This is a genomic window from Halorubellus litoreus (assembly GCF_037081675.1).
Classification (GTDB): domain Archaea; phylum Halobacteriota; class Halobacteria; order Halobacteriales; family Natrialbaceae; genus Halorubellus; species Halorubellus litoreus.
This window is the reverse complement of the sequence record NZ_JAZAQL010000001.1, coordinates 173,234-198,671: the sequence shown is the minus strand read 5'-3', so window position 1 is coordinate 198,671 and position 25,438 is coordinate 173,234. Positions and strand designations below refer to the sequence as shown.

Annotated in this window: 28 protein-coding genes; 14 read left to right on the top strand and 14 right to left on the bottom strand. The window is 70.6% G+C overall.

Annotated elements, in window-relative coordinates; genetic code table 11:
* Positions 1-220 precede the first annotated feature (220 nt).
* The 3 genes from VYJ16_RS01030 to VYJ16_RS01020 all read right to left on the bottom strand — a co-directional run bounded on the left by VYJ16_RS01030 (position 221) and on the right by VYJ16_RS01020 (position 2,264).
* Positions 221-649, bottom strand: coding sequence for a CBS domain-containing protein (locus VYJ16_RS01030; RefSeq protein ID WP_336348466.1), 429 nt, complete (start codon positions 647-649; stop codon positions 221-223).
* Positions 650-756: 107 nt separating this feature from the next.
* Positions 757-1,335 (bottom strand): DUF7122 family protein, encoded by a 579-nt coding sequence (locus VYJ16_RS01025; RefSeq protein ID WP_336348465.1) that lies wholly within the window; start codon positions 1,333-1,335, stop codon positions 757-759.
* Positions 1,332-2,264, bottom strand: coding sequence for an RsmB/NOP family class I SAM-dependent RNA methyltransferase (locus VYJ16_RS01020; protein ID WP_336348464.1), 933 nt, complete (start codon positions 2,262-2,264; stop codon positions 1,332-1,334). The genes VYJ16_RS01025 and VYJ16_RS01020 overlap by 4 nt, the downstream gene beginning before the upstream one ends.
* A gap of 146 nt (positions 2,265-2,410) precedes the next feature.
* Here VYJ16_RS01020 and VYJ16_RS01015 point away from each other — a divergent pair, with 146 nt between their 5' ends.
* The 5 genes from VYJ16_RS01015 (at position 2,411) to VYJ16_RS00995 (ending at position 6,676) form a co-directional block, all read left to right on the top strand.
* Complete coding sequence (locus tag VYJ16_RS01015; protein WP_336348463.1) at positions 2,411-3,391, top strand: LamG-like jellyroll fold domain-containing protein; 981 nt, start codon at positions 2,411-2,413, stop codon at positions 3,389-3,391.
* 88 nt (positions 3,392-3,479) lie between these two features.
* Complete coding sequence (locus VYJ16_RS01010) at positions 3,480-4,220, top strand: proteasome assembly chaperone family protein (RefSeq protein ID WP_336348462.1); 741 nt, start codon at positions 3,480-3,482, stop codon at positions 4,218-4,220.
* A gap of 87 nt (positions 4,221-4,307) precedes the next feature.
* Positions 4,308-5,429, top strand: coding sequence for a pyridoxal phosphate-dependent aminotransferase (locus VYJ16_RS01005; RefSeq protein WP_336348461.1), 1,122 nt, complete (start codon positions 4,308-4,310; stop codon positions 5,427-5,429).
* Between the two features lie 42 nt (positions 5,430-5,471).
* Positions 5,472-6,107: a DUF7097 family protein gene (locus VYJ16_RS01000; protein ID WP_336348460.1), complete on the top strand. Its 636-nt coding sequence runs from the start codon at positions 5,472-5,474 to the stop codon at positions 6,105-6,107.
* Positions 6,108-6,208: 101 nt separating this feature from the next.
* Positions 6,209-6,676 carry a VOC family protein gene (locus tag VYJ16_RS00995; protein WP_336348459.1) on the top strand — a complete coding sequence of 156 codons (468 nt, stop codon included), beginning with the start codon at positions 6,209-6,211 and terminating at the stop codon, positions 6,674-6,676.
* A gap of 37 nt (positions 6,677-6,713) precedes the next feature.
* On the opposite strand, the gene VYJ16_RS00990 is transcribed toward VYJ16_RS00995, so the two are convergent.
* The gene (locus VYJ16_RS00990; RefSeq protein ID WP_336348458.1) at positions 6,714-6,914 is read right to left on the bottom strand and encodes a DUF5800 family protein; all 201 of its coding nucleotides are present in this window, start codon (positions 6,912-6,914) and stop codon (positions 6,714-6,716) included.
* 158 nt (positions 6,915-7,072) lie between these two features.
* Here VYJ16_RS00990 and VYJ16_RS00985 point away from each other — a divergent pair, with 158 nt between their 5' ends.
* Positions 7,073-7,927, top strand: a complete 855-nt coding sequence (locus tag VYJ16_RS00985) for a polymer-forming cytoskeletal protein (protein ID WP_379761776.1) — start codon at positions 7,073-7,075, stop codon at positions 7,925-7,927.
* Positions 7,928-7,958: 31 nt separating this feature from the next.
* On the opposite strand, the gene VYJ16_RS00980 is transcribed toward VYJ16_RS00985, so the two are convergent.
* Both VYJ16_RS00980 and VYJ16_RS00975 read right to left on the bottom strand, forming a co-directional pair.
* On the bottom strand, positions 7,959-8,324 hold the full coding sequence (locus VYJ16_RS00980) for a carboxymuconolactone decarboxylase family protein (protein WP_336348457.1): 366 nt from the start codon (positions 8,322-8,324) through the stop codon (positions 7,959-7,961).
* Between the two features lie 77 nt (positions 8,325-8,401).
* On the bottom strand, positions 8,402-8,998 hold the full coding sequence (locus tag VYJ16_RS00975; protein WP_336348456.1) for a cupin domain-containing protein: 597 nt from the start codon (positions 8,996-8,998) through the stop codon (positions 8,402-8,404).
* Positions 8,999-9,057: 59 nt separating this feature from the next.
* Between VYJ16_RS00975 and VYJ16_RS00970 the strand changes: the two genes are divergently transcribed.
* From VYJ16_RS00970 to VYJ16_RS00960, 3 genes are all read left to right on the top strand, one after another.
* Positions 9,058-10,239 carry a redox-regulated ATPase YchF gene (locus VYJ16_RS00970; RefSeq protein WP_336348455.1) on the top strand — a complete coding sequence of 394 codons (1,182 nt, stop codon included), beginning with the start codon at positions 9,058-9,060 and terminating at the stop codon, positions 10,237-10,239.
* Between the two features lie 9 nt (positions 10,240-10,248).
* On the top strand, positions 10,249-10,689 hold the full coding sequence (locus VYJ16_RS00965) for a hypothetical protein (RefSeq protein ID WP_336348454.1): 441 nt from the start codon (positions 10,249-10,251) through the stop codon (positions 10,687-10,689).
* Positions 10,690-10,787: 98 nt separating this feature from the next.
* Entirely contained in the window at positions 10,788-11,066 is a 279-nt protein-coding gene (locus VYJ16_RS00960) for an amphi-Trp domain-containing protein (RefSeq protein ID WP_336348453.1), read from the top strand.
* Positions 11,067-11,164: 98 nt separating this feature from the next.
* Here the strand turns inward: VYJ16_RS00960 and truD are convergent, their stop codons facing one another.
* From truD to VYJ16_RS00940, 4 genes are all read right to left on the bottom strand, one after another.
* Positions 11,165-12,529, bottom strand: coding sequence for a tRNA pseudouridine(13) synthase TruD (gene truD, locus VYJ16_RS00955; protein ID WP_336348452.1), 1,365 nt, complete (start codon positions 12,527-12,529; stop codon positions 11,165-11,167).
* The gene (locus tag VYJ16_RS00950) at positions 12,526-13,674 is read right to left on the bottom strand and encodes a carbohydrate kinase family protein (RefSeq protein WP_336348451.1); all 1,149 of its coding nucleotides are present in this window, start codon (positions 13,672-13,674) and stop codon (positions 12,526-12,528) included. Before VYJ16_RS00950 ends, truD begins: the two co-directional genes overlap by 4 nt.
* Entirely contained in the window at positions 13,674-14,012 is a 339-nt protein-coding gene (gene pth2 / locus VYJ16_RS00945; protein WP_336348450.1) for a peptidyl-tRNA hydrolase Pth2, read from the bottom strand. The genes VYJ16_RS00950 and pth2 overlap by 1 nt, the downstream gene beginning before the upstream one ends.
* Positions 14,013-14,235: 223 nt before the next feature.
* The gene (locus VYJ16_RS00940) at positions 14,236-14,706 is read right to left on the bottom strand and encodes a DUF7992 family protein (protein ID WP_336348449.1); all 471 of its coding nucleotides are present in this window, start codon (positions 14,704-14,706) and stop codon (positions 14,236-14,238) included.
* 107 nt (positions 14,707-14,813) lie between these two features.
* Here VYJ16_RS00940 and dcd point away from each other — a divergent pair, with 107 nt between their 5' ends.
* The 5 genes from dcd to VYJ16_RS00915 are packed head-to-tail and all read left to right on the top strand — an operon-like array spanning position 14,814 to position 19,247.
* Positions 14,814-15,485 (top strand): dCTP deaminase, encoded by a 672-nt coding sequence (dcd, locus tag VYJ16_RS00935; protein WP_336348448.1) that lies wholly within the window; start codon positions 14,814-14,816, stop codon positions 15,483-15,485.
* Positions 15,482-16,381 carry a thiamine-phosphate synthase family protein gene (locus VYJ16_RS00930; RefSeq protein WP_336348447.1) on the top strand — a complete coding sequence of 300 codons (900 nt, stop codon included), beginning with the start codon at positions 15,482-15,484 and terminating at the stop codon, positions 16,379-16,381. The genes dcd and VYJ16_RS00930 overlap by 4 nt, the downstream gene beginning before the upstream one ends.
* Positions 16,378-17,277 carry a class I SAM-dependent methyltransferase gene (locus VYJ16_RS00925; RefSeq protein WP_336348446.1) on the top strand — a complete coding sequence of 300 codons (900 nt, stop codon included), beginning with the start codon at positions 16,378-16,380 and terminating at the stop codon, positions 17,275-17,277. Before VYJ16_RS00930 ends, VYJ16_RS00925 begins: the two co-directional genes overlap by 4 nt.
* Positions 17,278-17,327: 50 nt before the next feature.
* Positions 17,328-18,629, top strand: coding sequence for a hypothetical protein (locus tag VYJ16_RS00920; RefSeq protein WP_336348445.1), 1,302 nt, complete (start codon positions 17,328-17,330; stop codon positions 18,627-18,629).
* 24 nt (positions 18,630-18,653) lie between these two features.
* Entirely contained in the window at positions 18,654-19,247 is a 594-nt protein-coding gene (locus VYJ16_RS00915) for a hypothetical protein (protein ID WP_336348444.1), read from the top strand.
* Positions 19,248-19,256: 9 nt separating this feature from the next.
* On the opposite strand, the gene VYJ16_RS00910 is transcribed toward VYJ16_RS00915, so the two are convergent.
* The 4 genes from VYJ16_RS00910 to VYJ16_RS00895 all read right to left on the bottom strand — a co-directional run bounded on the left by VYJ16_RS00910 (position 19,257) and on the right by VYJ16_RS00895 (position 25,430).
* A complete protein-coding gene (locus VYJ16_RS00910; RefSeq protein WP_336348443.1) occupies positions 19,257-20,567 on the bottom strand; it encodes an aminoacyl--tRNA ligase-related protein in 1,311 nt (436 codons plus the stop codon).
* A gap of 466 nt (positions 20,568-21,033) precedes the next feature.
* Entirely contained in the window at positions 21,034-21,978 is a 945-nt protein-coding gene (locus VYJ16_RS00905) for a sulfide-dependent adenosine diphosphate thiazole synthase (RefSeq protein ID WP_336348442.1), read from the bottom strand.
* A gap of 227 nt (positions 21,979-22,205) precedes the next feature.
* Entirely contained in the window at positions 22,206-22,769 is a 564-nt protein-coding gene (locus VYJ16_RS00900) for a DUF6517 family protein (protein ID WP_336348441.1), read from the bottom strand.
* A 114-nt stretch (positions 22,770-22,883) separates the two neighbouring features.
* The gene (locus tag VYJ16_RS00895) at positions 22,884-25,430 is read right to left on the bottom strand and encodes an ATP-binding protein (protein ID WP_336348440.1); all 2,547 of its coding nucleotides are present in this window, start codon (positions 25,428-25,430) and stop codon (positions 22,884-22,886) included.
* Positions 25,431-25,438: the final 8 nt, after the last annotated feature.

Sequence of the window (25,438 nt, the reverse complement as noted above, 5' to 3'; positions counted from 1 at the left end):
GTTGTCGCGACTGGTGAGGGGCTTACTGACGATGCCTGGTGCGACCGCCCACCGCTGGTCGTTTCTCACGGCTCGGAGTGGGTGGTGGACGGGGTCGGGGCGCACTGGCATCGTGCGACGGCGTGGTGCGCCCCGCTGGCGGTCAGGTCACGTCGACCGTGGCCGCCCCATCGCGGATGAACCCTGGGTCGGTCGGTGCGGCCCTGGTTCCGGCGGTCGGTCAGTACGGTGGTGATTCGGCGCGGATGACCTCGGAGAGGCCGTGCATCTCGTCGGCGACGAGCACGAACACGTCGTCGAGCGTGACGATCCCGGCGAGCGTGCCGTCGTCGTCGACGACCGGCATCCGTCGGATGCTGTTGTCGCGCATCGCCTCCGTGAGTTCGTAGACGCCGTCGTCGACGTGGACCGTGACGGGCTCGCGAGTCATGACGTCCGATACGGTGGTGCTCGCGGGGTCCTTCTCGGCGGCGACGACGCCGAGGGCGACGTCGCGGTCGGTGACGATACCGATCGGTTCGTCGTCGCGTTCGACGACGATACAGCCGACTTCGTGTTCGGCCATCAGTTTCGCGGCGTCCTCGATGGAGTGGTCTGGCGTGGCTGTCACGAGCGCTCCCTTGTCGCGTGCTATCTGGTCGAGGGACATTGGTGGACGCGGGTCGTTGGACCCACGAGTCCTAGTACCACGGAACCGTCCAAGAATGGTTGTAACCAGTTGCTACGGCCTGGAACCGTCCCCAATGGGGGGACGGGTTAGACGTCGCGCTGGCGGCCCTTCGGGACCATCGACTTCAGTTCGTCGTACACGTAGAGACCGACGCCGAGCGGTTCCTGGCGGCCGGCGACGTCGTGCACGGGGATGACGTACCCCCAGTCGCCGTCCCAGTCGAGGTCCTGGTCGTCGCCGGCGACGAACCGCTTCGCTTCGTCGTCGTCGAGCGCGATGGTGTTCCGCGTCGCGTGCCGCCCGAACCGCTGTGCGGCGTCCGTGGTGGGCTTCCAGTGCTCCTGGCGCGTCCGCAGGAACGTCATCCCGGCGGCCTCGACGTCTCGCGCGGGGTCCGGGAGGTCGCCGGCGAACACCCAGACCTTCCCTGCGCCCTTCTCCCAGAACGAGTGCCCCTCGAACACCTCGGGGTCGACGCCGAACCGCTCCTCCCACCAGTCGAGGACTCCCTCGCGAGTCGCGCGGCCCTCGACGGTCCGGTCGGCCGCGGTCGCGGGCAGTCGGTCGAACTGCTGGCCGTCGTTGGCGTCCAATACGGTCTCGTCGTTCGCGTCCGCGTCGTCGTTCGCGTCGGCGTCGTCGTTCGCGCTTGCTTCGTCGGTCATTCTGCGGTCACCTCGAGTTTCGCGGTGAAGAACCCGCCCGTGTCGTTGTGATGCGGGTACACGCGCTTCGCTTTCTGTACCTGTGGGTCGAACTCCTCGCCGTCGAACTCGGTGAGGCCGTCGACGTGCTCGAGGGGGAGGTCGTAGTCGACGACTTCGATTGGTTCCTCGGCGAGGACGTGGTCGAGGACGGCTTCGTTCTCCTCGGGGGCGAACGTGCACGTCGAGTAGACGATGATGCCGCCGGGTCGCGTCACCTGCGCGGCCCGCCGGAGGATGCCTTTCTGGACGCTCGCGACCTGCTCGACGTGTCCGAGGTTCCAGTTGTCGAGCGCGTCCGGGTTCTTCCGGATGGTGCCCTCGCACGAGCACGGGGCGTCGACGAGCACGCGGTCGAACGCGACGTCCTCGTCGTCCTCGTCCTCGTCCCGGAACGGTTTCAGGGAGAAGTTCCGGGCGTCCTGGTTCGTGACGACGGTGTTCGTGACGCCGAGGCGCTCGGTGTTGAACCGGAGCGCGGAGAGCCGGCCGAGGTTGTTGTCGTTCGCGACCACCGTGCCCTCGTCGTCCATCATCGCGGACAGCTGCGTGGTCTTGCTCCCGGGGGCGGCGCACGCGTCCCAGACGCGCTCGCCGGGCTGGGGGCCGAGGACGGTCGCCGGGATCGCCGACACCTCCTCCTGGCCGTGCGCCCAGCCGTGGTACGCCGGCCACGTCGTACCGGGCTTGTCGGTGTCGGGAACGAGGACGTGGGGATGCCAGTCGACGCGGTCGACGGCGATGCCCTCGGCCTCGAACGCGTCGACGACCTCGTCGGGCGTCGCGCGGAGCGTGTTCACGCGCACCGCCATCGGCAGACCGCGTTCGCACGCGGCGAGGAACGCGTCGTAGTCGTCGACGACGTCCCGGTACCGCTCGAAGACTTCCATGCCCCGCCGTAGCGCGGGCGGTCGCTTGTCGGTTTCGGGTCGCGGTCGCCGAGCGCGAGCGATGGGTGCTTGCGTTGGCGCTGTTCACGGGATGACGGAATCGGTCACGCGATGATGGAAAGTACTCGCCGACGAAGGTGTCGGGCGTGACCGACGATAGTTCGGGGCGGACGCGACGCCGGCTCCTTCGAGTCGGTGGCGTGCTCGCGCCACTACTGAGTGGTGGGTGCCTCAGACTCACGAGTGGGGGAGAGGGAACGACGACGCGTGCGGCCACGACCGGACGAACGACGAGGACGGCCATCGCGTCGGCGACCGCGACGGAGGCCGACGCCGCGACCGAAGCGGAGACAGCGACCGAGGCCGAGACCAACACCGCGACAGAGACGGAGACTGAGACTGAGACGGAGACTGAGGCGGAGACGGAGACGGAAACGACCCCGGGGGATGGGCCTGCGGGCCTCGAACCGGTGGTCCGGCACGCGCTGGACGGCTCGTTCGCGGACTCGGTGAACGACGTCGACGGGCAGCCGGCGGCGAGCGGGCTGGCGTTCGTCGACGACGACCGCGGGACCGTCCTGGATTTCCGCGGTCGCGGGTCGGGGTCGCGGGCGGGCTACTACGACCTGCCGTACGACGCGCTCGGCGAGCACTTCGACGTCGGTGACCCCGTCACGACGGCGTTCTGGATGGCGCCGGCGGCGCTCGACGACTGGTACGCGGTCTCGCCGGGGAGCGGCATCACGGTCAGTCTCCGGAACGGGAACGTCCGGGTGTCGCGGTACAACGCGCGGACCTACCGGATGGACTACGAGGCGTCCGTTCCCGCGAACCGCGTGCTCGACGCCGGTGCGTGGCACCACGTCGTCGCGTCGCTCGAACCCGGCGCCGAGGCGCGGCTGTTCGTCGACGGGACCGAGGTCGCGGCGACCGCTGTCGACGCGGACCAGGGATACCAGCCACGGCGCGCCGCCGGCATCGACGGGGTACGCATGGGGTTCCCGCCGTCGGGGGACGACGGCGGGTACGACGGGCACTTCGAGGGGCGCCTCGACGACGTCCGGTTCTACCGCGGGAGCGTCGACGCGGCGGGCGCCGACGCGCTCTACGACGAGATGCGGCGCTGAGTTGGCGAGGCACTGTCGGGTGGGCGGCGGCGATGGACGACGCCGAACCGCCCTCGGTTTTATCGGGGCGCCCGGCGTGGGTTCGCGCATGGCACACGTCAAGGAACGACTGGACGTCAGCCTCGACGACCCCTTCCTCGTGGAGGGTCTTCCGGGTGTGGGACTGGTCGGGAAGATCGCGGCGGACCACCTCGTCGAGACGCTCGACATGGACCTGTACGCGACGGTGCACTGCGAGTCGCTCGCGCCGGTCGCGGTGTATCACGACGGTGAACGCGACGTCCGGCCGCCGGTCCGCATCTACGCGGCGGCCGACGCGGACCTGCTCGTCCTCCAGAGCGACATCCCCGTGAACAAGGAGGCTGTCCGCGAGTTCGCGGACTGCTTCACGACGTGGCTCGTCGACGCGAACGTGACGCCGATCTATCTGAGCGGGATGGGTGCGCAGAAGGACGACGCGCCGCCGGCGATGCACGGCGTCGGCACCGGCGGTGGCGGCTCGCTGCTGGACGAACTGGACGTTGACCTGCCGAGTGAGAGCGGCGTCATCTCCGGGCCGACGGGCGCGCTCGTCAACCGCGCCGCCGAGCAGGACCTGGAGAGCGTGGCGTTGGTCGTCGAGAGCGACCCGCAGTTCCCGGACCCGGAGGCGAGTCGCGTCCTCATCGAGCACGGCATCTCGCCGCTGGCGAACGTCGACGTGGACGTCTCGGACCTCGTGGAGCACGCGGAGGACATCCGCGAGAAGAAGGAGCAGCTCGCCGCGAAGATGCAGCAAGCCCAGGAGGAGGAGTCCTCGCAGGCGCAACCGCTCCGGATGTACCAGTAGCGGTCGTTCCGCAGGGACCATCGAGTCGACTCGTTCGGTACTCGTTCTCACGGTAGGATTACGGTGGCGGCGCTCGCGCGTTCAGGTATGACGGAGTTCGCAGAGCGAGCGACGAAGGTCTCGATTAGCGGCATCCGCGAGGTGTTCGAGGCGGCCGGCGAGGACGCCATCAACCTCGGGCTCGGCCAGCCCGACTTCCCGACGCCCGAGCACGCGCGGCAGGCAGCAGTGGACGCCATCCAGTCCGGACAGGCGGACGCGTACACGTCGAACAAGGGGACGCTGGCGCTCCGCGAAGCCATCGCGGGCCGGTACAGCGAGGACCAGAATCTGGACGTCGACCCGGAGGACGTCATCGCGACCGCGGGCGGGTCGGAGGCGCTGCATCTCGCGATGCAAGCGCACGTCGACCCCGGCGACGAGGTCGTCTATCCCGACCCCGGGTTCGTCGCGTACGAGAACCTCACGCACATCGCGGGCGGCGAGCCCGTGCCGGTGCCGCTCCGCGACGACCTCACGATGGACCCGGGCGCGGTCGAGGACGCCATCACCGAGGACACGGCGGCGTTCGTCGTGAACTCGCCCGCGAACCCCACGGGCGCGGTCCAGTCGAAGGCGGACATGATGGAGTTCGCGCGCATCGCGGACGAGCACGACGTCCTCTGCATCAGCGACGAGGTGTACGAGCACATCGTGTTCGACGGCGAGCACCACACGCCGCTCGCGTTCGCCGAGTCCGACAACGTCGCGGTCGTGAGCGCGTGCTCGAAGACGTACTCGATGACGGGCTGGCGACTCGGGTGGGTGACGAGTGCGACGCCGCGCATCGAGCGGATGCTCCGCGTCCACCAGTACATCCAGGCGTGCGCCAGCGCCCCGGCGCAGTACGCCGCGGAGGCCGCGCTCAGCGGCCCGCAGGACGTCGTCGACGACATGGTCGCGCAGTTCGAGGAACGCCGCGACGTCGTCCTCGACGGCCTCGAGGACATGGGCCTGGAGGTCCCGACGCCCTCGGGGGCGTTCTACGCGATGCCGAAGGTCCCCGACGGCTGGGTGGACGAGGTGCTCGCGCGCGACGTCGTCGTCGTCCCCGGGGAGGCGTTCGGGTCGCACGGCGAGGGGTACGCGCGCATCTCGTACGCCACTGACGTCGAGACGCTGAAGGAAGCGCTCGCGGCGATGCGCGAGGCGACCGAAGCCGTCCAGTAACGACGACGACCGACCACTCGAAACTGAATCCGTTCTCGACGCATGGAGAAGACGCCGAAGGGCACGGGCGTTGGCGTGGACGACCCCTACGAGCACGTCGACGTCTGCGATCACCTGACGAGCGACGGCACGTGCCGGTACGCGTTCGAGCACCCCCGCCACGACCCCGAGTTCGCGCGCGACCGCCGCCGCGACGACCTCGCGTGCCCGGTCGTCGCGGACGTCGGCCCGGACTGGGCGTGGCGCGACTGCCCGCACTTCAGGTCGACGACGAGCGGCAAGCGGTGCGCGCGCTGCGGGCTCGAGGAGCGCCGGATGGCGCACGACGACGACCGCCCCCTCATCGAGGAACACCACCTGTCGTACGCCGACGACGCTGCCCGTCGAGCCGCGGACGCGACGGGTGCACCGCTCGAAACCGGCGACGGAGCCGCCGACGGAACCGACACTCCGGACGGTGACGACACCGACGGCGGCCCGAGTCACGAGATAACGGTCGCGCTCTGTCGCTGGTGTCACTCGAAGGTCCACGACTCGTGGGCGCGCATCACGGACGACGCGAACCCGAGCGCGGAGGCGCTCGCGGTCGCCGAGGACCGCCGGAGTCGCGAACTCGACGAGGCCGGGTTCACCGCGGCGAGCGACCGCTACGACCCCGGCGACGAGGAGTCGGAGTAGACGGCCGATGACTGGGAGTTGGAGTAGACGGCCGATGACTGGGAGTCGGAGGAAGTCGCCGCCGCCCGGCCCGCTAAGTCGACGAACGACGTAGACTCCCCATGAGCGACAGTTCTTCGAGCGGCGAGGACGGCGCGCACCTCGTGGGGCACGTCCATCTGAAGGTCCGCGACGTCGACCGCGCCGTCGAGTTCTACCGCGACGTGCTCGGCCTCGACGTGACCGAACGCCACGGCTCGTTCGCGTTCCTGAGCTTCGGCGACCGCCACCACGACGTCGCGCTCCAGGGCGTCGGCGCGGACGCCGACCCACCCGGACCCGGCGTCGGCCTCTACCACACCGCGTTCGAGGTCGCGAGCGGCGACGCGCTCGCCGCGGTCTACGAACGCCTGCGAGAACGGGACGTGCCGGTGTCGCCGGTCGACCACGGCATCAGCAAGGCGCTGTACTTCGACGACCCGGGCGGGAACGGCGTGGAGGTGTACCTCGACACGCGCGCCGACCGCGACCAGTACCACTGGGAGGGCGTCAACGAGCGGTTCGACCCGCGATCGCTGCGGGTCGACTGACCTCGCGACGTCGAACGCTGACGTCGGTGCGACGACGTCAGTCCCGGACGATGTCGCGGACGAGCCGCGGTTCGCCGGTGAGGTTCGGTTGCTCGGCGACGAGTTTCATGACCTCGTGGTCGGTGACGTCGTAGTAGTCCTTGTCGGTGGCTTCCTCGATGAGGTCGCGCTCCATCCGGAACTCCGTCCCCTCGTACACCACGTCGACCCCGTCCTCGTCGAAAGCGAGCGTCGTCATACCCGAGAACTGACCGCGAACGCAGTTATTTCTCTCGCTTGTCGCGTCCCTCGAACTCGCGACTCGAGTTGGGTGCTCGAACCACGAGACGCCGCCCGTCTGACTCGCGTCTGACGCTCGCGCGAACTTTAAGACCCCCGAGGGACGTACGTACACGCGTGTCACTGCACACGGACCCGCTCGACGAGCTCAAGATCCCCGACGAGACGACAGTCGAGGAACACGACCTCGTCACAGCCGGCGACGTCGTCGTCGGCGGGCGCTCGACCATCGAGTTCGGGCTCCGTGGGCACAACGTGCTGTGCGGCGAGGGCGTGACCATCGGCGGGAACGTCGAAGCCGAAGGCGACCTCCGGCTGGACATGTGGAGCGACGTCTCCGGGAACGTCCTCGTCGGCCGGGACGCGTACGTCGGCGAGCGCGTGCACGTCGGCGGCCAACTCCGCGTCGCTGGCGACCTGGACGTCGGCGACGACGTCGACATCGAGGAGGGGTTCGAGGCGAACGGCTGGATCGTCATCCGGAACCCGATGCCGACCGTCGTCTTCCTGTTCATGTACCTCAAGCAGCTCGTGCTCATGGGCGAGGACGAGGCCGCCGAGGCGTTCGCTGACGAGGCGTTCGACACGGAGGCGGTCGAGGAGGACCCGCTCGTCGTCCCGCGCGGCGCGACCGTGAACGACGACGCGTGGCGGGTGTCGACGCCTGCGACCATCGGCGACGACTGCCGCATCCACGGGAACGTCCGCGCGGAATCGATCGACATCGGCGAGAACAACAACGTCTTCGGGAGTCTCCGCGCGAAAGGCGACATCGTCGTCGGCGAGGGCACGCGCATCCACGGCGACGTCACGACGCGGAACGGGAAGGTGAAGATAGCGCCCGGCGCGAAGGTACTGGGCGACATCGGCTGCAAGGACCTCGAGCTCTCGAAGAACGCGGAGGTCGACGGCCGGATGCGCGCCCGCGGCGAAGTCCAGATGCTCGGGTTGAGCGGACGGAGCGTCGAGTAGCGGACCGCTGTCCGCTGGGTTCGACGCGAGTTCAGTTCTCGGCGCGGTCGCTCTCGAGTGCGCGGAGCGTGTCGTAGGCGTCGACGGCGTACGTGAGTGCGGGGCCGCCACCCATGACGACCGCGACCTTGAGGACGTCGACGATCTCGTCGTGCGTGGCGCCGGCGTCGAGCGCGGCGTCGGTGTGCCAGAGGATGCAGTGGTCGCAGCGGACGGCGACGCCGATGGCGAGCGAGACGAGTTCCTTCGTCTTGTGGTCGATGACGTTCGTCGCTTCGGCGCCCTCGACGAACGCCGAGAACTCCTTGATCTCGGGGGCTTCCGCGACGAAGTCGTTCATCGTGTTCTTGAAGTCGGCGAGTTCCTGGGTCTTCGAGTGGTCGTGTGTCGTGGACATACCAGTACGGACGCACGTCGGGGCGATATAGCGCGGCCGTGATTCTCTGCCGGCGAGAACGGTGCGTCTGGAACCGGTCACTTCTCGAACGGTGGGCGTTCGAACTCGCACTCGCAGTCCGCGCACCTGGCGACGGGGTGGCCGTCCGCGTCGAGGTGCATGGCGAGGTCGCCGCTCTCGCAGGCGGGACAGGGCGCGGGCGCGAACGAGTCGCCGCACGCCGGGCAGTCGAACGTGAACGTGGCGCCACCGGTGCCGAGTCGGAGCGCGAGTGCATCGCACTCGGCTCGCGGACACGCGGCGGGGACGCGGACGTCGCTCGTGCCTTTCGGCGCGCCGAGTGCGAGCGCGACGACGGCCTCGTCGGCGGTCGCGGGGTTCCGGCCGGTCTGGAACTCGCCGGGCGCGAACCGCACCGCTTCACTTGCAGCGACGGTGACCTCGCGGCCGGTCGGGCGGCCGTCGTCCCACGATTCCGCGGGCGGGAGGACCTCGAAGGTCGCTTCGCCTTCGAGCACGACGAACACCTCCTCCTGGTCGTGGTGCGCGTGCAGGCCGCTCGGGAACCCCTCGCCGGGCGCGAGCCGGTAGCGGACGGCGGCGAGCGCGTTCGCGTCGAGCGCTTCGCCGACGGCGTCGCGGCCGCGCGAGGAGTCGACGGTCGCCCGCTTCATGGCCGAGTTCGCGATTGCCGACCGAAAGAGTGTTTCGCCGGCCGGCGCAATCGTGTGGTATGCTCTCTATCGCGCTCGCTGGCAAGCCGAACGCGGGCAAGTCTACGTTCTACAAGGCGGCGACGATGGCCGACGTCGACGTCGGGAACTATCCGTTCACGACCATCGACCCGAACCGCGGCGTCACGCACGCTCGCACCGACTGTCCGTGCCTGGACCGCGACGAGCGCTGCGGGAACGAGAACTGCCACGACGGGAAGCGCTACGTCCCCGTGGAACTGCTGGACGTCGCCGGGCTCGTTCCCGGCGCGCACGAGGGGAAGGGCCTCGGGAACCAGTTCCTCGACGAACTCACGAACGCGGACGTCATCGTGAACGTCGTCGACGCCTCCGGCGGCACGAACGCCGAGGGCGAACCCGTCGACATCGGGACGCACGACCCGATCGAGGACGTCGACTTCATCGAGGAGGAGATGGACCTCTGGCTCGCGGGCATCGTCGACCGGAACTGGGAGGGCATCGAGCGGAAGTCGCGGTCGCCGGACTTCGACATGGACGACGCCCTCAGCGACATGCTCACCGGGTTCGGTGCCGGGCCAGCGGACGTCCAGGCGGTCCTGCGCGAGATGGACTATCCCGCGGACCCGAAGAACTGGACGGACGACGACCGGGAGACGCTCGCGCGGCTCGTCCGCGAACGCACGAAACCGATCGTCGTCGTCGCGAACAAGATGGACGTCGCGCCCGAGGAGAACGTCCAGGCGCTCATGGATCTCGACAAACCGGTCATCCCCGCGACTGCGGAGGGCGAGCTTGCCCTGCGGAAGGGCGCGGAGGCGGGCGTCGTCGACTACGACCCCGGTGACGCGGACTTCGAGATTCTCGGCGACGTCACCGACGCGCAGCGCGAGCGCCTCCAGGGGCTCCGGGACGCGATGACCGAGTACGGCGGCACCGGCGTCCAGAGTGCCATCGACTACGCGGTCTACGACCTGCTGGACCGCATCACGCTGTTCCCCGTGCAGGACCAGAGCAAGTGGACGGACGCGAAAGGGAACGTCCTCCCCGACGCCTTCCTCCTGCCTCGAGAATCGACGCCCGTCGACCTCGCGTACGCCGTGCACTCGGACATCGGCGACGGCTACCTGCACGCCGTCGACGCCCGCAGCGGGCGCGACGTCGGCGAGGACCGCGAACTCGAGGAGGGCGACGTCGTGAAGATAGTCAGCACGGCGTCCTGACCCGGTTCGATGGTCGGGGACGGAGACGACGCGTTCACGCTCGCCATCGGCACGCCCGAGCCGACGCAGTACTGCCTGAGCGCGGCGAAGCTCCGGGGCGTCCTCTCGTGGTTCGACGTCGACGACCCCGAGTACGAGGCGCTCCCGGTGGCGCGCGTCGAACACCCCGCGAACGAGGGACTGGGGGCGGCGCACGCGAACGACTCGTGGCTCCTCCTGGACGGCCACACCAGAGCGGTGTGCGCGCTCCTCGCGGGCGAGCGGTCGCTCCGCGTCCGTGACGCGACGAGCGACGACGATGTCGACCTCGCGGTCTATCGAACCTGTCGCGACTGGTGTAGAGAGCGCGGCGTGAACTCGGTGCGGGACCTCGTCGGCGAGACCTGGAGCGCGGAGCGCTACGAGGACGAGTGGCTCGGGCGCTGCGAGCGCGAACTCGGGGGCGGCTGAGCGCCACTGGTCGTCGGGACCGGACGCCACCGCCCGTCGGAACCGAGCCCTCGAAAGGCGTAGATACAGCCATTACGCCTCGCCGCGTACGTTGGGGGATGCCCGAGGAGACGCTGTTCGAGTTCGAGCGGGACATGCAGACGACCGAGGTCGCGGCGTACCTCCGGACGGTCGCGGACCACCTCGACTCCGGCGAGGAGTTCACGCTGGAGTCCGGCGGGGAGTCGGTGACGCTCGCGCCGCCGGCGCGCGTCGAGTTCGAGGTGGAGGTCGAACGCGAGACGTCGAAGTCCGGCGGCTCGGGGGAGATAGAGGTCGAGTTCGAGCTGGAGTGGGACGAGGACGCGACCGACGGGGGCGACCTCACCATCGAGTAAGCTCGCAGTCGACCGGGCGACCTCACCATCGAGTAAGCTCGCAGTCGACCGGGCGACCTCACCATCGAGTAGCCTCGCACTCGGGAGTGCGCGGTCGTTCAGGTCAGGTCGAGCGGGTCGACCTTGCAGTACTCGCGGAGCACCGTCGTCGCGTAGCTCCCGGAGGGGAGCGCGAACGAGAAGTCGAGCGCGTCGCCGTCTTCTGGTTCCTCGACCGTCATCGGCGTCGTTATCTGGATGGCGCGGCGCGTCCCCGAACTGTCGAACTCGCCGGGGAGGTCGAAGTCGCCGGGTTCGAGGTCGACGTCCTCCAGCACGTCGCGTTCTATCTCGCCGGGTTCGCCGTCGGCGAGGTCGGTGTCGGTCCCGACGAGCGGCGCGGTGACGAACGCGCGGCCGCGCTCGCAGTGGCGGGCGATGGTGTCGACGCGTCGGTCGCTGACGCGCTGCGCTCGGTCGGTGTCGGGGACGGGGAGGTCGTCGGGCGCGTCCGCGTCGGCGAAGCAGACGACGTCACCCGCGACGGGGCGATGGAACGGGATGCCTCGGCGGAGGCGCTCGCTGAGGACCCTGTTGAAGACGTAGGACTGGGCGGCGTGCACGAACAGCGCCTGGAGGTTCGACGGGAGCGCTTCGAGCGCCGCCCGGTAGTCCGCGGGCTCGCTCGCGTCGCGTTCGATGAGCGTGTGCAGCATCGTGCGCTCGTACCGGAGGCGACGCGGGTACGCGTCGAGCGCCGCCTGCCAGTCCTCGGTGCCGGCTATCTCGCGGGCCTCGCGCGTCCCCTCGCGTTCGGCGTCGTTCGGGTTCGCGACGTACGCGAGCACCGCGCCCTTCCAGTCGCCGCGCGCGATGGCGAGGCCGACCTCGTGGGTCACCGGGCGCTGGCTTCCGAATCGCTGCTGGCCGAAGAAGTTCGGGACGGCGACCTCGCGATCGCCATCCACGTCCCCTGTCTCGTCGACGCCACCCCACTCCTGGAGTGCGTCCGTGACCCCGGCCGCGTTCTCGGGGTGGTCGACGTCGCTGACGCGGACCTGGAACTCGTTCCCGGCGAGGTCCCCGAAGTAGATGTCGCGCCCGGCGCGCCCGACCACCTCGAGGTCGGCGCCGTCGACGTCGGGGAGGTCGTCGGGGTCGACGCCCTGCACGCTGAATAGCTGGGTGGTGACGGCGTGCTTGTCCTTCGTGCCCGCCCAGGAGACGCGTTCCCGGCTGATGCCCATCGCGTCGCTCAGCCGGCGGGCGTAGTCGTTCGTGTCCCACCCGTGGAGGGTGACGCGACACACGAGGTAGGGGTAGTCGCCGGTGGGGGCGTCGACGGGTTCGGTCGCGAACGCCTCGCGTTCGACGACGCGGAAGTGCTCGTCGCGGTCGCGGAGGCGGCCGCCGACGCCGTCGACGTCGCTCGCGTACACGTCCATGCCGACCGCTCGCTCGCGAGGGTGGGCGTCGCGCGTCATGCTCCGCCTCCGTCGCCGCCGATGCTGTCGTCGGCGACGAGCGCGTCCACGGCGTCGCGGTCGGGCAAGGACGGCAGCGCCCCGGGGTTCGTGGTCGCGAGCGCGCCGGTGGCGGTCGCGACGTCCAGGATGGCGTACGGGTCGGTCGCGCCAGTGGCGAGTTCGGCGACGACCGCGGCGAGGAACGCGTCCCCGGCGCCGGTCGGGTCGACTGCGTCGACGTCGTACCCGTGATGGGTGGCGCCGCCGCGGCCGAACGGCGACCGGTGGGTGCTCGCGGCGGCCGCGCCGTCGCTCCCGAGCGTCAGGAACGTCGTGTGCGGGCCGCGCTCGCAGACGGCTTCGGCGAGCGCCGGCGCGCTCGCCGGTCTCGGCTCGGTGTCGTCCGCGCCGGGCGTGATGCTCGCGACGTCGAACCCGGCGGCGGCGAGGTCCGCCGGGGTCGCCTTCACGACGTCCGCGAGCGCGAGCACCTGCTCGGTGACGGTCTGGAAGTCGTCGTCGGGCCACGCGGCCGGGCGAGCGTTCGGGTCGAAGACGAGCGTGCAGTCGGCGTCCGCGGCCGCTCGGGCCAGGTCGAGGACCGCCGAGCGCGCGGGCTCGCTGGCGAGCGCGATGCCGCCGACGACGACGACGTCGACGCCGTCGAGCGCGTCAACCGGGTCGGTCGCGCCCTCGTCGTCTGGAACTCCGGTCTCGCTGGGTCCGGCCGACTCGCCGAGGTGTCGGTCGGCGCCGCGATAGAACGTGAACGCGAGGTCGTCGTCGCCCGCGGTCTCGCGTGCGGCGAACGCGACCGTCGTCTCGCGCTCGGCGTCGACCTCGACGAACCGGTCGGGGACGCCGTGCGCGTCGAGCGTGCGCCGACAGCGTTCGCCGAACCCGTCCTCGCCGACTCGCGTCCACAGCCACGCGGGTTCGTCGAGCGCCGCGAGCCCGGCGGCGACGTTCGCGGGCGCACCGCCGACGCGAGCGTCGAACGCGTCCGCGGTCACCATCGGTTCGTCGGGTGCGACGAGGTCGACGAGCGTCTCCCCGGCGACGAGGACGCGCGGCGAGTCGGTCATGTCCGGCGAACCGGTCGCGTCCGGCGTATCGGTCACGTCCGGCGAATCGGTCACGTCCGGCGTATCGGTCTCGGTCATCAGTACAGCGAGAGATGGCCGGTCGCGTTGTCGACCACGTCGTCCCGACCGGGGCCGACCGCGCACGTCGTCGGCGTCCCCGGCTCCAGCTGGGTGTGGCCCGCGTCGCGGATGACGGCGTGCGGGAGGCCCTCGCGTTCCGCGCGACTCGCCACGTCGAACAACTCGTCCTCGCCGCTTACCTTCACGACGATCTTCTTCTGTCCCTCGCCCTTCCATGCCTTGCGCGTCCGCGAGTCGGCGTCCTCGTACGCCGACAGCGACGCGTGCGCGACCTGCGCCGCGAGCTTCCCGCGGCCCATGTCGAGGTCCGTGCGTGCGGCGATGACCTGCTTCATACCCGGCCGAAGGCGGCCCTCGTTCAAAGTCACTCCCCTTCGCGTCCACCAGCACGAGCGGCGTTTTGGTTCGAGGGTTCGACGGACCTGGCCGTCCTCGACCGGTTCTCGGGACGCGACGGTCCCGATGGGCCTCCAGGCCCCGGTCGGCTTACTCGTCGCGATCGCCGTACGGGTCTCGGTCGGCTTACTCGTCGCGGTCGCCGTACGGGTCTCGGTCGGCTTACTCGTCGCGGTCGCCGTACGGGTCGTCCACCCAGAGCGACGCGGACACCTCGTCGCTTCGCTCGAGTTCGTCGGCGAGCGCTTCGCGGACGGTCCGGCCGAGGTCCGCCAGTTCCGACCTGACGAGCGAGATGTCCGACGAGTCCAGGGCTGCGGTCTCGGCGCGCTCTCGCCAGTCCGCCGGAATCGTGGGGACGTCGTGGCGAACCCGGTCGTCGGTCGGGTCCCAGTAGAAGTCGAGTGCCTGGAAGAGACCGAGCGCCGAGACCGCTTCGACGTGGTCGACGGTCAGGTCGGTCCGGTCGAGCCACTCCTCGAACCCCACGGTCCACGCGGCGTCGTGCAGGAGCGTCTCGAGGTCCTCGCGGTGGAAATCCGGCGGTTCGTCCGCGTCGGTCGTCTCGAAGTCGCGGGGCGTCCCGCGGTTCGACAGGTCGGGCGGGTCGGGTACCTCGAGGTCGAGTGCCATGGGTGTGGATTCGGCGCGCTCCGGCATAAAGAACGACCGTGGGTCCGAGTCCCGTGGTCGCTGGTACGACCGGGTGGTTTTAGGAGCGCGCCGTCCTCGTGCCGAGCATGATACTGTCGGACGCGGACATCACCGAGCGCCTCGACGGCGGCGACCTCGTCGTCGAACCGCTCGACGACCCGGACCTCCAGGTACAGCCGGCGAGCGTCGACCTGCGACTGGGCGCGCAGTTCCTCGAGTTCCAGCACGCGAACATCCCCTGCATCCACCCGAACGCCGAGCAGGAGGTCGACGACTACGTCAGCGAGACCGTCGTCGACCCCGACCAGGAGTTCATCCTCCACCCCGGCGACTTCGTGCTCGGGACGACCTACGAGCGCGTGGAGATACCCGACGACCTCATCGCGCACGTCCAGGGGCGGTCGAGCATGGGGCGGCTCGCGGTCGTCGTGCACGCGACCGCGGGCGTCGTCGACCCCGGGTACCGCGGGCAGATCACGCTCGAACTGTCGAACCTCGGGACGGCGCCCGTGGCGCTCACACCGGGGATGCGCATCAGTCAGCTCATCTTCACGGAGCTGAAGACGCCCGCGGAGCGCCCCTACGGCAGCGAGCGCGGGTCGAAGTACCAGGACCAGGACGGCCCGCAGGCGTCGCGCATCGGGTCCGATAGCGAGTTCGGCGGCGACCAGCTCGCCGGGGACGACGGGAGCGTGGATGCCGCGTCCGGTCGCGCCGGGAGCGATGCCGGCGACGACGCCGGGGGAGGCGGGCGATGAAGTTCATCGAGGAGGTCGTCGTCGACGAGTTCCTGCCGACGTACCGGTCGATGCTCGCCGCGGACCTCCGCGACCGCGGGTTCACGCAGAGCGAGGTCGCGCAAGCGCTCGGTATCTCGCAGTCGGCGGTGTCGAAGTACGCGCACGGTGACGTCGCGCGGAACGACGCCATCCTCGACGACGACCGCGTGCAGGAGCTCGTCGAGACGGTCGGCGAGGGGCTGGCGGCGGGCGACATGAGTCCGGTGCAGGCGCTCGTCGAGGCGGAGGTCCTCATCCGACGGCTCGAGCGCGGTGACCTGCTCGCGACCATCCACCGCGACGAGGTCCCGGAACTCGCGGAGTACGGGAGCGACTTCGCGATCCACGACCCGGAGAGCGACCTGCGGACCGCCGAGCGCGTGCTCTCCTCGCTCCGTCGTGGGCTACGCGTTTTGGAGAACGCGAGCGGGTTCGCGCGCCTCATCCCGAACGTCGGCACGAACCTGGTCGCGTGCACGCCGGACGCGGACTCCATCGACGACGTCGCGGGCGTCCCGGGCCGCATCGTGGACGTGAAGGGGCGGGCGACGGTGCCGGCGGAGCCGGAGTTCGGCGTGAGCGAGTACGTCGCGAGCGTCCTGCTCGCGGCGCGCGCGGCGGGTGCGGACGTGACGGCGGCGATCAACGTCCGGTACGACGAGGACGTGCTCGCGGCGCTCGAAGCGCAGGGCCGCGAGACCGTCGAGTTCGAGGGCGAGGACGACATCGAGACGGCTGTCGCGGACGCACTCAGTGAGCGTCCGGAGGCGACCGTGCTCTACCAGACGGGGAGTTACGGCGTGGAACCCATCGTGTACGTGCTCGCGGAGGATTCGGTGAGTGCGGCGGAGGCGGTGCGGGACGTCGTGCGATGACGACCCGCGGCGGCGGAGGCGGTCCGCGCGGCGGCGGAGGCGGCCCGCGCGGTGACGGCGGCGGTGGCGGCCCGCGCGGTGACGGCGGCGACGGCGGCTCGCGCGGTGGCGGCGGCGACGGCGGCTCGCGCGGTGGCGGTGGCGGCCCGCGCGCCGACGCTCGCGCGGAGCGTGCGACGTCCGTACAGTCGTTCTACGGGCGCTGGGCGACGCTGTACGACGGGCTCGCGCGGTTCACGCCCGGTATCGGCCGGCTGCGTCGGGAGGCCGTCGCGGCGCTCGACCTCTCTCGTGGCGACACCGTCGTCGACCTCGGCTGTGGGACGGGCGCGAACCTCCCCTACCTTCGGGAGGCGGTCGGCCCGACCGGGACCGTCGTCGGCGTCGACCTCACGGGCGGGATGCTCGCGCGAGCGCAGCGACTCGTGGCCGCGAACGGCTGGCGGAACGTCCACGTCGTCCAGGGCGATGCGACGCGACCACCCGTCGACGGACGGGTCGACGGCGTGCTCGCGTCGTTCGTCGTCGGGATGCTGGAGGACCCGGCGAGCGCGGTCGCGGACTGGTGCGACGTGGTCGCGACCGACCGCGAGACGACCGCCGACCCGGAAGCCCCTCCGGACGTGGGCCACGTCGTCCTCGTCGACGGCGCGCTCTCGGACCGCGCGGTCGCGCGCCCGCTGAACGCGGCGTTCCGCGCGCTCACGGTCGTCTCGACGCCGCCGACGTTCAAGTTCCGGTACGACCCGTCACCACACGACGTCCTCCGCGACCGCGTCACCGCCGCCCGGGACGCGCTCCGGGAGCGCGCCAGCGCGACGTTCCACCGCGAGCACCTCCTCGGCGTCGTCCGCGTCACCGGCGGTCGCATCCCCGGTGCGAGCGAATCAGCGTAGAAGCGCGATAGCTCCGCGAGCCTTTTGTGCATCGCGAGAGAGCTGCAACCATGCGAGCCCTCCCCGTGCTCGCGGTCGTCGCCCTCCTCGTCGTCGCCGGGTGTACCGGCCCGACGACCCCGACGGACGCGCCGACCGCGACCGACGACGCGACCGAACCGGAAGCGGATAGCGACGCGACGACCGCCACGTCGACGACCGACGCGCCCTCGCAGGCCGACGAGACGTCGACGAGCGCCGACCCGACCGACGACGGCGATGGCGTGCCCGACCCCGAATCGCTGGCCGTGAACGACACCGAGACGTTCCGGAACCTCACCGCGATGCTCGGCGTGGACGCCGACAAGCCGACGCTCGGCACGCGGAACCTCAGTCAGTACTTCCGGTCGCGAGACACCCCGCGGAAGGTCCTCCTGGGCCTCGAGGAGTTCGTGAAGCATCCCGAGGACGACCCGCACGGGCTCGCGACCGGTGACGGTCGCATCTACGTCCAGCCGGCGGGTGCGTCGCCCGCGGTCGTCGAACAGGTCGTGGTGCACGAGCAGTTCCACAGCGTCCAGTTCCAGCAGGGGTGGACTGCGCCCAGTAGCCCCGTCACGACCGACGGCCGGCTCGCCGTCGGCGGCGCCGTCGAGGGCGCCTCGGTGTGGATTGCGGGCGAGTACACGGAGCGCTATCAGCGCGACGGCGTCGAGCGACAGGTGCGGATGGTGCGCGAGGCGGTCGTGGACGGCCCGGACGGCTGGCGGGTGTTCCGCGCACCGTACTACTTCGGGGCGCGCTGGACCGAGCACCACCTCGACGACCCCGCGAACGTCTCCTGGGTGTACGCGAACCCGCCCGAGACCACCGAACAGCTCATGCACAACCTCACCGCGAGCGAGGAGCCCGTGCGGCCGATAGCGGTCGCGGTCGAGGGCGAGGGCTGGTTCGAGAGCGCGGGCGACCGATTGGGCGAGGCGTACGTGTGGGCGACGCTCCGCGGGGAACTCGACGCGAACGCGTCCGCGACCGCGGCCGCCGGCTGGGGCGGCGACGAACTCCGGATGGTCTCCGGGCCCGGCGGGGAGACGCGGAACCTGACGTGGGCGATGCGCTGGGACACCACCGGGGACGCCGACGAGTTCGCGGCGGCGTTCGACGACTGGCGGGGCGAGCGGGACGTGAACGCCTCCTTCCGGCTCGTTCGCGTGAACGAGACGGTGACGCTCCTGCTCGCCGGCGACCGCGCGTTCGTCGACGCGGCGGTCGTGTCGATGGGCGACGGGAACACCGTCGTCGTCGAGCGGTCGACGACCGGGAATCGCACCGCTGCCGGACTCGCGGCCGCGTCGACCCGGGGGAAGGCCTAAGCGGCACGTCCGCGTCGTAGATCCATGTCATCGAATCGACGCGTCGTCGGCGTGCTGGTCGCCGCGGCGCTGGTCGCGCTCGCGGGCTGTTCGACCGCGGGCGTCGACACGCCGACGTTCGCCCCGACGACCACCGACTCCGCTGCACCGGCGACGACCACGGCTGGCGACGACACGTACGCGCTCGGCGAGCGCGTCGAACTCGACCAGGACAACGCGACCGTTGAGGTCCGGGTCGTCGACTACGAGTTCGTGGAGTCGTACGAGCGCGCGACCGACGACGGCGGGACGGAGACCGTGACGGCGCCTGCCGGCGAGCAGTTCCTGTTCGTGAAGGTCGGCGTCGAGCACGTCGACGGCGGGGCGACCGCGACGCCGTCCGCCGGCGTGCGTCCGTTCAACGAGTCCGTCGACGGCCCCGATAGCCTCCCCGCGTCCTACGAGGACGGCGTCTATCGGAGCGTCCGCGAACTCACCGTCGGCGCGACGTCGACCGGCTGGATCGCCGTCCAGGTCGACGCGGACGTCACCGCGAGCGACGTCCGCGTCGCGTTCTCGCCGGACGTCCTCGTCACGGAGGACGAGTACGCGTGGACGCTCGTCGACGACGAAGACTGACGGGGCCGTTCAGCCGGCGAGTTCCGCGATGGCGGCGTCGAGCGCGCGGTAGCGGGTGTCGCCGTCCCGGGTCTCGAGTTCGACTTCGCCGGTGTCGGCGTAGTGGTTCCCGAGCACGACCTTCGTGGGGACGCCGAGGAGGTCGCTCTCCGCGAACCGCTCGCCGATGGTCTGGTCGCGGTCGTCGAACAGCAGGCAGTCGACGCCCGCGGCCTCGAGTTCGTCGTGCACGCGGTCGGCCGCCCGTCTCACGTCGCCCTCGTACGCGAGGGGGACGACCGCGACCTCGTAGGGCGCGACCGTCCCGCGGTCGGTGACGGGCCAGCGACAGCCATCCGCGTCGGCGTGCTGGAGGCAGAGCGTCTGCACGATCCGCGTGATGCCGATGCCGTAGCTCCCCATCTCGACGCGAGCGCGGTCGCCGTCAGCGGTGTCGACCGCGAGGTTCATCGCGTCCGAGTAGTGCGTGCCGAGCTGGAAGACGTGCCCGACCTCGACGCCCTCGGTCGCGGCGAGCGCGCCGCCGCAGTCGGGGCAGACGCCGCTCGTTCCCCCGCGGTCGGTTCCGTCGACGGCCTCGCCGTCTTCGCGCCGGTACGCGCCGAACTCGGGGTGTTCGTCCGTCACGCCGAACCGGCAGTCGTCGCGCTCGCAGGCGACGAGGTCGAGCGTCCCGTCTTCGTCGACGGGCGCGACGAACTCCTCGCTCGCGCTCCCGCCCATCACGGAGTTGTCGGCGTCGCAGACGACCACGTCCAGCCCGAGCGCGTCGAAGATGCGACAGTACGCGGCGCGGACCTCGCGGTACGTCTCCCGCAATCCCGCTTCGGTCGCGTGCAGGCTGTACGCGTCCTTCATCGTGAACTCCTTCGTCCGCAAGAGCCCGTTTCGCGCGTGGTCGTCGCGGTGCTTCGACTCGATCTGGTAGACGAGCAGGGGGAGGTCGTCGTACGACCGGACGACGCCGTCGACGAGGTGGACGACGCCCTCCTCGTGACTGGGCGCGAGACACATCTCGACGCCGTCGCGGTTCTCCAGGCGGAACATCTCGCCCTCGAAGCTCCCCCAGCGACCGCTCTCCTCCCACACGTCGCGGTAGTTGAGCTGGGGGAGACTCACGCGCTGCCCGCCGATGGCGTCCATCTCCGCGGCGACCACGTCGATTATCTTCTGGCGAACGCGCTCGCCGGTGGGCGCGAACCCGTAGAGGCCGCTCCCGAACTGGCGGACGAGCCCCGCCCGAACCGCGAGTCGGACGTCGTCGCGTTCTTCGCCGCGGTCCTCCCGGCTCGTCGCCAGGAACGCGTCGCTACGACGCACCCCGACCACCTCCGAGAACGACACCCGTTCGACGTCGGCCAGCGCGGCCGCTATCGAGTGATTCGACTACACAGAACAGCAGGTTCTCAGTACGTTCGCGGAACCCAGCCGCGAGCCACACCGGACTCGCGGTTGCCACCACGAACGCTCAGCGTTCGACACATAGCACCCGAAACGAGGACACCACCGATCAAATAGGTGTCGGTGGCATGTCACGCCATCTCGAGGTTTACACGAGACGTAAACCCAGCCGCGGTGGCGGTTGCTGTGCGGTGGCGGTCGCGGTTGCTGTGCGGTCGCGGTGGCGGTTGCGGTTGTGGTCGCGGCGCGGTCGCCGCCAGCGCACCTATACCGAGCGCGAGCGACCGGAGGGAGCGACGCGCTCGGGAGGTTTTTCACCCATGTTTTTCCAAGGAGCGGTGTGTGAGCGCAGCGAGCACACCCGACGCCGGAAAAAGATGGTCGCTTAGTCGTCGTCGGTTGCGGGCGCGGTGGTGGTGTTGTTGCTGTTCAGTTCGATGTCGGGGGCGTCGACGTCGAGTTCGTCGAGGGCGACTTCGGCGGCTTTCTTGCCGGAGACGAGCATGGCGCCGAAGGTGGGGCCCATGCGGGGGAGGCCGTAGGCGGTGGCGACGGCCATGCCGGAGGCGACGAGGCCGTCGTGGACGAGGCCGGTGTGTTCGACGACTTGGTCTTCGCTCTGGCCGACCCACATGGAGTCGTGGCCGGGGGAGTCGTGGCCGGGGGCGCCGTAGGAGTCGGCGTCCGAGGAGTCCATGACTTGGCCGCGTTCGTTCGCGGCTTCGATGCCGGGGGCTTCGAGGACGCCGCGTTCGTCGAGCTTGTTGATGGCCATGGCGTCGTGGCCGGTGGAGTCGATGACGAGGTCGGCTTCGACGGCGACGGGGTCGACGCACGTGATCTCGCGGGGGAGGGCGTGGACGGGCGTGTAGTTCATGACGATGCCGGCGACGCGGTGGTCTTCGCGGACGACGATGTCCGTGAATTCGGTCATGTTCTGGATCTTCGCGCCGGCGTCGCACGTGGCTTTGATGAGCGAGGACGCGGCGTGTGGGCCGTTGGCGACGTAGAGGTCGTCGGTGTCGCGCGCGGCGTCGTAGGGGACGTCGAGTTCGTCGAAGACCTTCTGGGCGGGGTCGCGGACGGTGACCTTGTTCATGAGGAAGCCGCCGAGCCAGAAGCCGCCGCCGAGGTAGTTGTTCTTCTCGACGACCATGACGTCGACGTCGCGTTCGGCGAGTTCTTTCGCGGCCATGAGGCCGGAGGGCCCGCCGCCGACGACGATGACGTCGGTGTCAGAGTAGTCGAGGAACTCGTCGCTCCATTCCTGGCCGATGGCCTGGGTTACCTGTGCTTCGCCGACGTCGCTGAACGAATCGAAGTCCTTCATACCACCTAGTGATATACTCGGGTGGTAGAAATGGGTTTCGGTACGCGCGGCTCCCGAATCGACGACATCGAAAAGGCCCACGGGCCGGTACCGAACGAAACCCTCCGGAACCGGCGGCCTGACGGCCGCCGGATGCTAACCGAGTCGATTCACTCCACGCTCCGGATGCCAACCGAACCCACCCGGAACCGGCGGCCTGACGGCCGCCGGATGCGAACCGAGTCGATTCACTCCACGGTCCGGATCGCCTCCAGGAGCTCGCGGCGGTACCGACCCGGCTCGACGTCGACGCCGCCGACGGGGCGCGTGACGTACGCGCCGCCGGCGAGCGAGACGTCGCCCGCGTCGTGCCAGACGCCGAGCCAGCCCTCGCAGTCCACGCGCGCCCCGTTCACCGGCACGGCCGCGTCGTACTGCCGGAGCGCCACGCGAACGCCCTCGTCGGTCCGCGTCCGGTCACGACGCCCCCGGGACACCGTCTCGAACCCGCGCTCGCGGAGGTCCGCCGCGAACTCGCGCTCCGCAGCCTCTCGGACCGTCGGGAACACCGACGCCACCCCAGCGCCCGGCGGCAGCGGCGGCTCGAACGCCAGATGCGTCGCGAACGCGAACCGAACCGGCTGGTCGACAGCGCCATCCGTCGCCTCGCGGACCGCGTCCCGCAGGTCCGCGTCCTCGTGGACGACCGTGTGCCCGCGGACGCGCATCGTCGGCAGCGAGAAGACCACCGACTCCTCGTCGTTCACCTCCCGCCAGTTCCCCGGCAGCGACAGCGTCGGCTTCTCGGGCATACACCACGATACGAGCCCCGCCGTGAAAACGATACGGCGGCGTCGAGCCGACGGACGGCCAACCAGCCGCGGGGGTAGTCAGGCGATGTAGCGGAGCGTCGACCGCACTGGTAGTCAGGCGATGTAGCGGAGCGTGGACCCGTGCTCGCTCTCGCTGTACCGTTCGCGGTCCGGCCAGTTCGCGAGCGTCGACGGCGTCGCCTCCACGGCCGCCTGCAGTCGGTTCGTCGTGACCTCGGCGTTCTCGCGGAGTGCGGCGCGCGCGGCGTTCCCCGCGGCGAGTTTGAGGTCCGCGATGGCGTACCCGGTCGCGGCCGCTGCGACGCGCTCGCAGTCGAGCGTCGGCGCGGCGAGCGCGTCGTCGACCGCCGCGTCGAGCGCCGCGGCGCGCGTCTCCGCGTCCGGGGGCGGGACCTCGACGCGCTCGTCGAACGCCGCGGCGTGCAGGACCGCGTCGTCGACGTCGCTCAGGAGGTGCGTCGCGCCGAGGACGAGCACGTCGTGGTCGACGATGGTGCGAAGCTCCATCGTCAACTGGTCGTGCAGTCGGCGCTCCGCGGCGCTCCCGCGGCCGCGGTCCGCGGCCGCGAGCGTGTCCAGGTCGTCGAGGAAGAGCACGCTCGGTGCGTTCGCCTTCGCGAGCGCGAACGCGTCCGCGACGTCCTCCGCGGGCGACCCCGGCCAGTCAGTGACGAGTTTCGACGGCGTCACCGACAGGAACGGCACGTCGAGCTCGCCGGCGACCGCGCGAGCGAGGTACGTCTTCCCGCAGCCTGGCGGGCCGAACAGGAGCGCGCCGTCGAGCCCCGGGATACCGTGGCGGTCGTAGACGTCCGCGCTCGCGACCGGGTGGACGACGCGGTCGTCGAGCTCGCGCGTCGTTCCCGTCATCCCCGGGACCGCCTCGAAGTCCCGCGCGACCTCGGTGTCGACGACGTCCGTGGCGGGAAGGGCAACGTCACCGGGCACCGAGAGGTCGCCGGCGCGGCTCGGCGGCGTGCCGACGTCGTACTCGTCGAGCCAGTCGCCGATGCTCGTCTCGAGGTCGTCGACGGCCGCGAGCAAGTGGTCGGTCCCGACGGGCGCGTCCGCGTCGAGCGCGGCGCGTGCGGCCTCCTCGACGGCGAGCTCCAGGTCGCTCGCCGCGAACCCAGCCGACTGCCGGACGACCGGCCCGAGGTCGAGGTCGTCGCTCGTCGGTCGCCCGCGCAGGTGGACGTCGAGTATCTCTCTTCGAGCGTCAGCGTCCGGCGGCCCGACCTCGACGTGCTTGTCGAACCGCCCCGACCGGAGGATGGCGTCGTCGACGTCCTGCACGTGATTCGTCGCCGCGACGACGACGACGTCCTCGTCGGCCGCGTCCTCCAGTTCGACGAGCAACTGGTTTACCATCTGCTGTTCGGTGTTCGTCATCTGCCTATCGCGGTCGCCCGCCACCGCGTCCAGTTCGTCGACGAACACCACGCAGGGCTTGTTCGCCTTCGCGACCGCGAACACGTCCGCGACGTTGTCCGCGGCCTCCCCGACCCACTTGCTGGAGAGGTCCGCGGGCGTCACCGCACCGAACGCCCGGTCGAGCTCGCCGGCGAGCGCTCGCGCGAGGTACGTCTTCCCACAACCGGGCGGGCCGTGCAGGAGCACGCCGTTGACTGCCCCGAGCCCGTACTCCTCGTAGCGCTCCGGGGTCGCGAGCGGCGCGAGCACGCCCTCCTCGAGTTCCGCCTTCAGGTCGTGCATCCCACCGACGTCCTCGAAGCGCCGGTCGGGCGCCGCGTCGAACGCCGACGCCGTCGCGTCGCTCACGCCGTCCGGCGTCCGAACGTCGCCAGGCTGGGACGCACCGTCGCCGGACGTCGAGCCGTCGCCCTCGGCCGTTTGGTCGCCAGCACCGACGACGTCGCCGAGTGAGCCGTCGCTCGACTCGCTGTCCACGCTGGCGTCCTCCCCGCCACCGTGACCGAGCGGGTCGACGCGTCGGTACTCGTCGCCGTGCTCGTCGACGACGAGGTGCGCGACCCACGGGTGTCGGCTGACGCGTCGGTCGTCGACGCGCACGCCGAGCAGCCACGTCTCGTCCTCGCCCTTCGCGGTGTACTCGACGCACCAGAACGGCAGGTAGACCCGCGAGACGTCCACGACGCCCTCGAAGCCCTCGGGGTCGAGGTCGCTCGGGAACCCGAGGCGGTCCGCGATGGCGTCGGCGACGCGACCGCTCGTCTCGTCGCTCGCGCTCGCTCGCCGCTGCCACTCGTCGGCGCGCTCGCGGAACGCGCGCTCGGCGTCCCCGTCGTCGACCTGGTAGGACAGCGGCATCGCGGTGCCCGCACGACCGTCGGTACCGAGGTCCAGCCGGGACGCGTCCAGCGGTTCGGGCTCGTGGACGGTCTCTCGGTACCGCGCCAGTTCGCGCTCGCTATCGCCCTCGCGGCCGTCGAGGACCGCGACCGCCGTCCGCCGGTCGCCGTCCCCATCCGCGCCGTCGGACTCGCTCCCCGCCTCGGACCCGTACGCGTACTCGACGCGGTACGCGGGATAGAGCACGCGCCGCAGTCGCCGGACGCGCTTGTTCTCGAACCACGAATCCAGCCCCGTGAGCGCGTCGTACGCGCGACCGGGGTCGTCGAGTCGGCGGTCGACCGCGTCCGCCGCCAGGTCCGTCACCGCGACCG

Excerpts from the sequence above, each read along its gene's own strand:
- VYJ16_RS01030 (WP_336348466.1), bottom strand. The coding sequence starts at position 649 with ATGTCCCTCGACCAGATAGCACGCGACAAGGGAGCGCTCGTGACAGCC.
- VYJ16_RS01025 (WP_336348465.1), bottom strand. The coding sequence starts at position 1,335 with ATGACCGACGAAGCAAGCGCGAACGACGACGCCGACGCGAACGACGAC.
- VYJ16_RS01020 (WP_336348464.1), bottom strand. The coding sequence starts at position 2,264 with ATGGAAGTCTTCGAGCGGTACCGGGACGTCGTCGACGACTACGACGCG.
- VYJ16_RS01010 (WP_336348462.1), top strand. The coding sequence starts at position 3,480 with ATGGCACACGTCAAGGAACGACTGGACGTCAGCCTCGACGACCCCTTC.
- VYJ16_RS01005 (WP_336348461.1), top strand. The coding sequence starts at position 4,308 with ATGACGGAGTTCGCAGAGCGAGCGACGAAGGTCTCGATTAGCGGCATC.
- VYJ16_RS01000 (WP_336348460.1), top strand. The coding sequence starts at position 5,472 with ATGGAGAAGACGCCGAAGGGCACGGGCGTTGGCGTGGACGACCCCTAC.
- VYJ16_RS00995 (WP_336348459.1), top strand. The coding sequence starts at position 6,209 with ATGAGCGACAGTTCTTCGAGCGGCGAGGACGGCGCGCACCTCGTGGGG.
- VYJ16_RS00990 (WP_336348458.1), bottom strand. The coding sequence starts at position 6,914 with ATGACGACGCTCGCTTTCGACGAGGACGGGGTCGACGTGGTGTACGAG.
- VYJ16_RS00980 (WP_336348457.1), bottom strand. The coding sequence starts at position 8,324 with ATGTCCACGACACACGACCACTCGAAGACCCAGGAACTCGCCGACTTC.
- VYJ16_RS00975 (WP_336348456.1), bottom strand. The coding sequence starts at position 8,998 with ATGAAGCGGGCGACCGTCGACTCCTCGCGCGGCCGCGACGCCGTCGGC.
- VYJ16_RS00970 (WP_336348455.1), top strand. The coding sequence starts at position 9,058 with ATGCTCTCTATCGCGCTCGCTGGCAAGCCGAACGCGGGCAAGTCTACG.
- VYJ16_RS00965 (WP_336348454.1), top strand. The coding sequence starts at position 10,249 with ATGGTCGGGGACGGAGACGACGCGTTCACGCTCGCCATCGGCACGCCC.
- VYJ16_RS00960 (WP_336348453.1), top strand. The coding sequence starts at position 10,788 with ATGCCCGAGGAGACGCTGTTCGAGTTCGAGCGGGACATGCAGACGACC.
- truD (WP_336348452.1), bottom strand. The coding sequence starts at position 12,529 with ATGACGCGCGACGCCCACCCTCGCGAGCGAGCGGTCGGCATGGACGTG.
- VYJ16_RS00950 (WP_336348451.1), bottom strand. The coding sequence starts at position 13,674 with ATGACCGAGACCGATACGCCGGACGTGACCGATTCGCCGGACGTGACC.
- pth2 (WP_336348450.1), bottom strand. The coding sequence starts at position 14,012 with ATGAAGCAGGTCATCGCCGCACGCACGGACCTCGACATGGGCCGCGGG.
- VYJ16_RS00940 (WP_336348449.1), bottom strand. The coding sequence starts at position 14,706 with ATGGCACTCGACCTCGAGGTACCCGACCCGCCCGACCTGTCGAACCGC.
- dcd (WP_336348448.1), top strand. The coding sequence starts at position 14,814 with ATGATACTGTCGGACGCGGACATCACCGAGCGCCTCGACGGCGGCGAC.
- VYJ16_RS00930 (WP_336348447.1), top strand. The coding sequence starts at position 15,482 with ATGAAGTTCATCGAGGAGGTCGTCGTCGACGAGTTCCTGCCGACGTAC.
- VYJ16_RS00925 (WP_336348446.1), top strand. The coding sequence starts at position 16,378 with ATGACGACCCGCGGCGGCGGAGGCGGTCCGCGCGGCGGCGGAGGCGGC.
- VYJ16_RS00920 (WP_336348445.1), top strand. The coding sequence starts at position 17,328 with ATGCGAGCCCTCCCCGTGCTCGCGGTCGTCGCCCTCCTCGTCGTCGCC.
- VYJ16_RS00915 (WP_336348444.1), top strand. The coding sequence starts at position 18,654 with ATGTCATCGAATCGACGCGTCGTCGGCGTGCTGGTCGCCGCGGCGCTG.
- VYJ16_RS00905 (WP_336348442.1), bottom strand. The coding sequence starts at position 21,978 with ATGAAGGACTTCGATTCGTTCAGCGACGTCGGCGAAGCACAGGTAACC.
- VYJ16_RS00900 (WP_336348441.1), bottom strand. The coding sequence starts at position 22,769 with ATGCCCGAGAAGCCGACGCTGTCGCTGCCGGGGAACTGGCGGGAGGTG.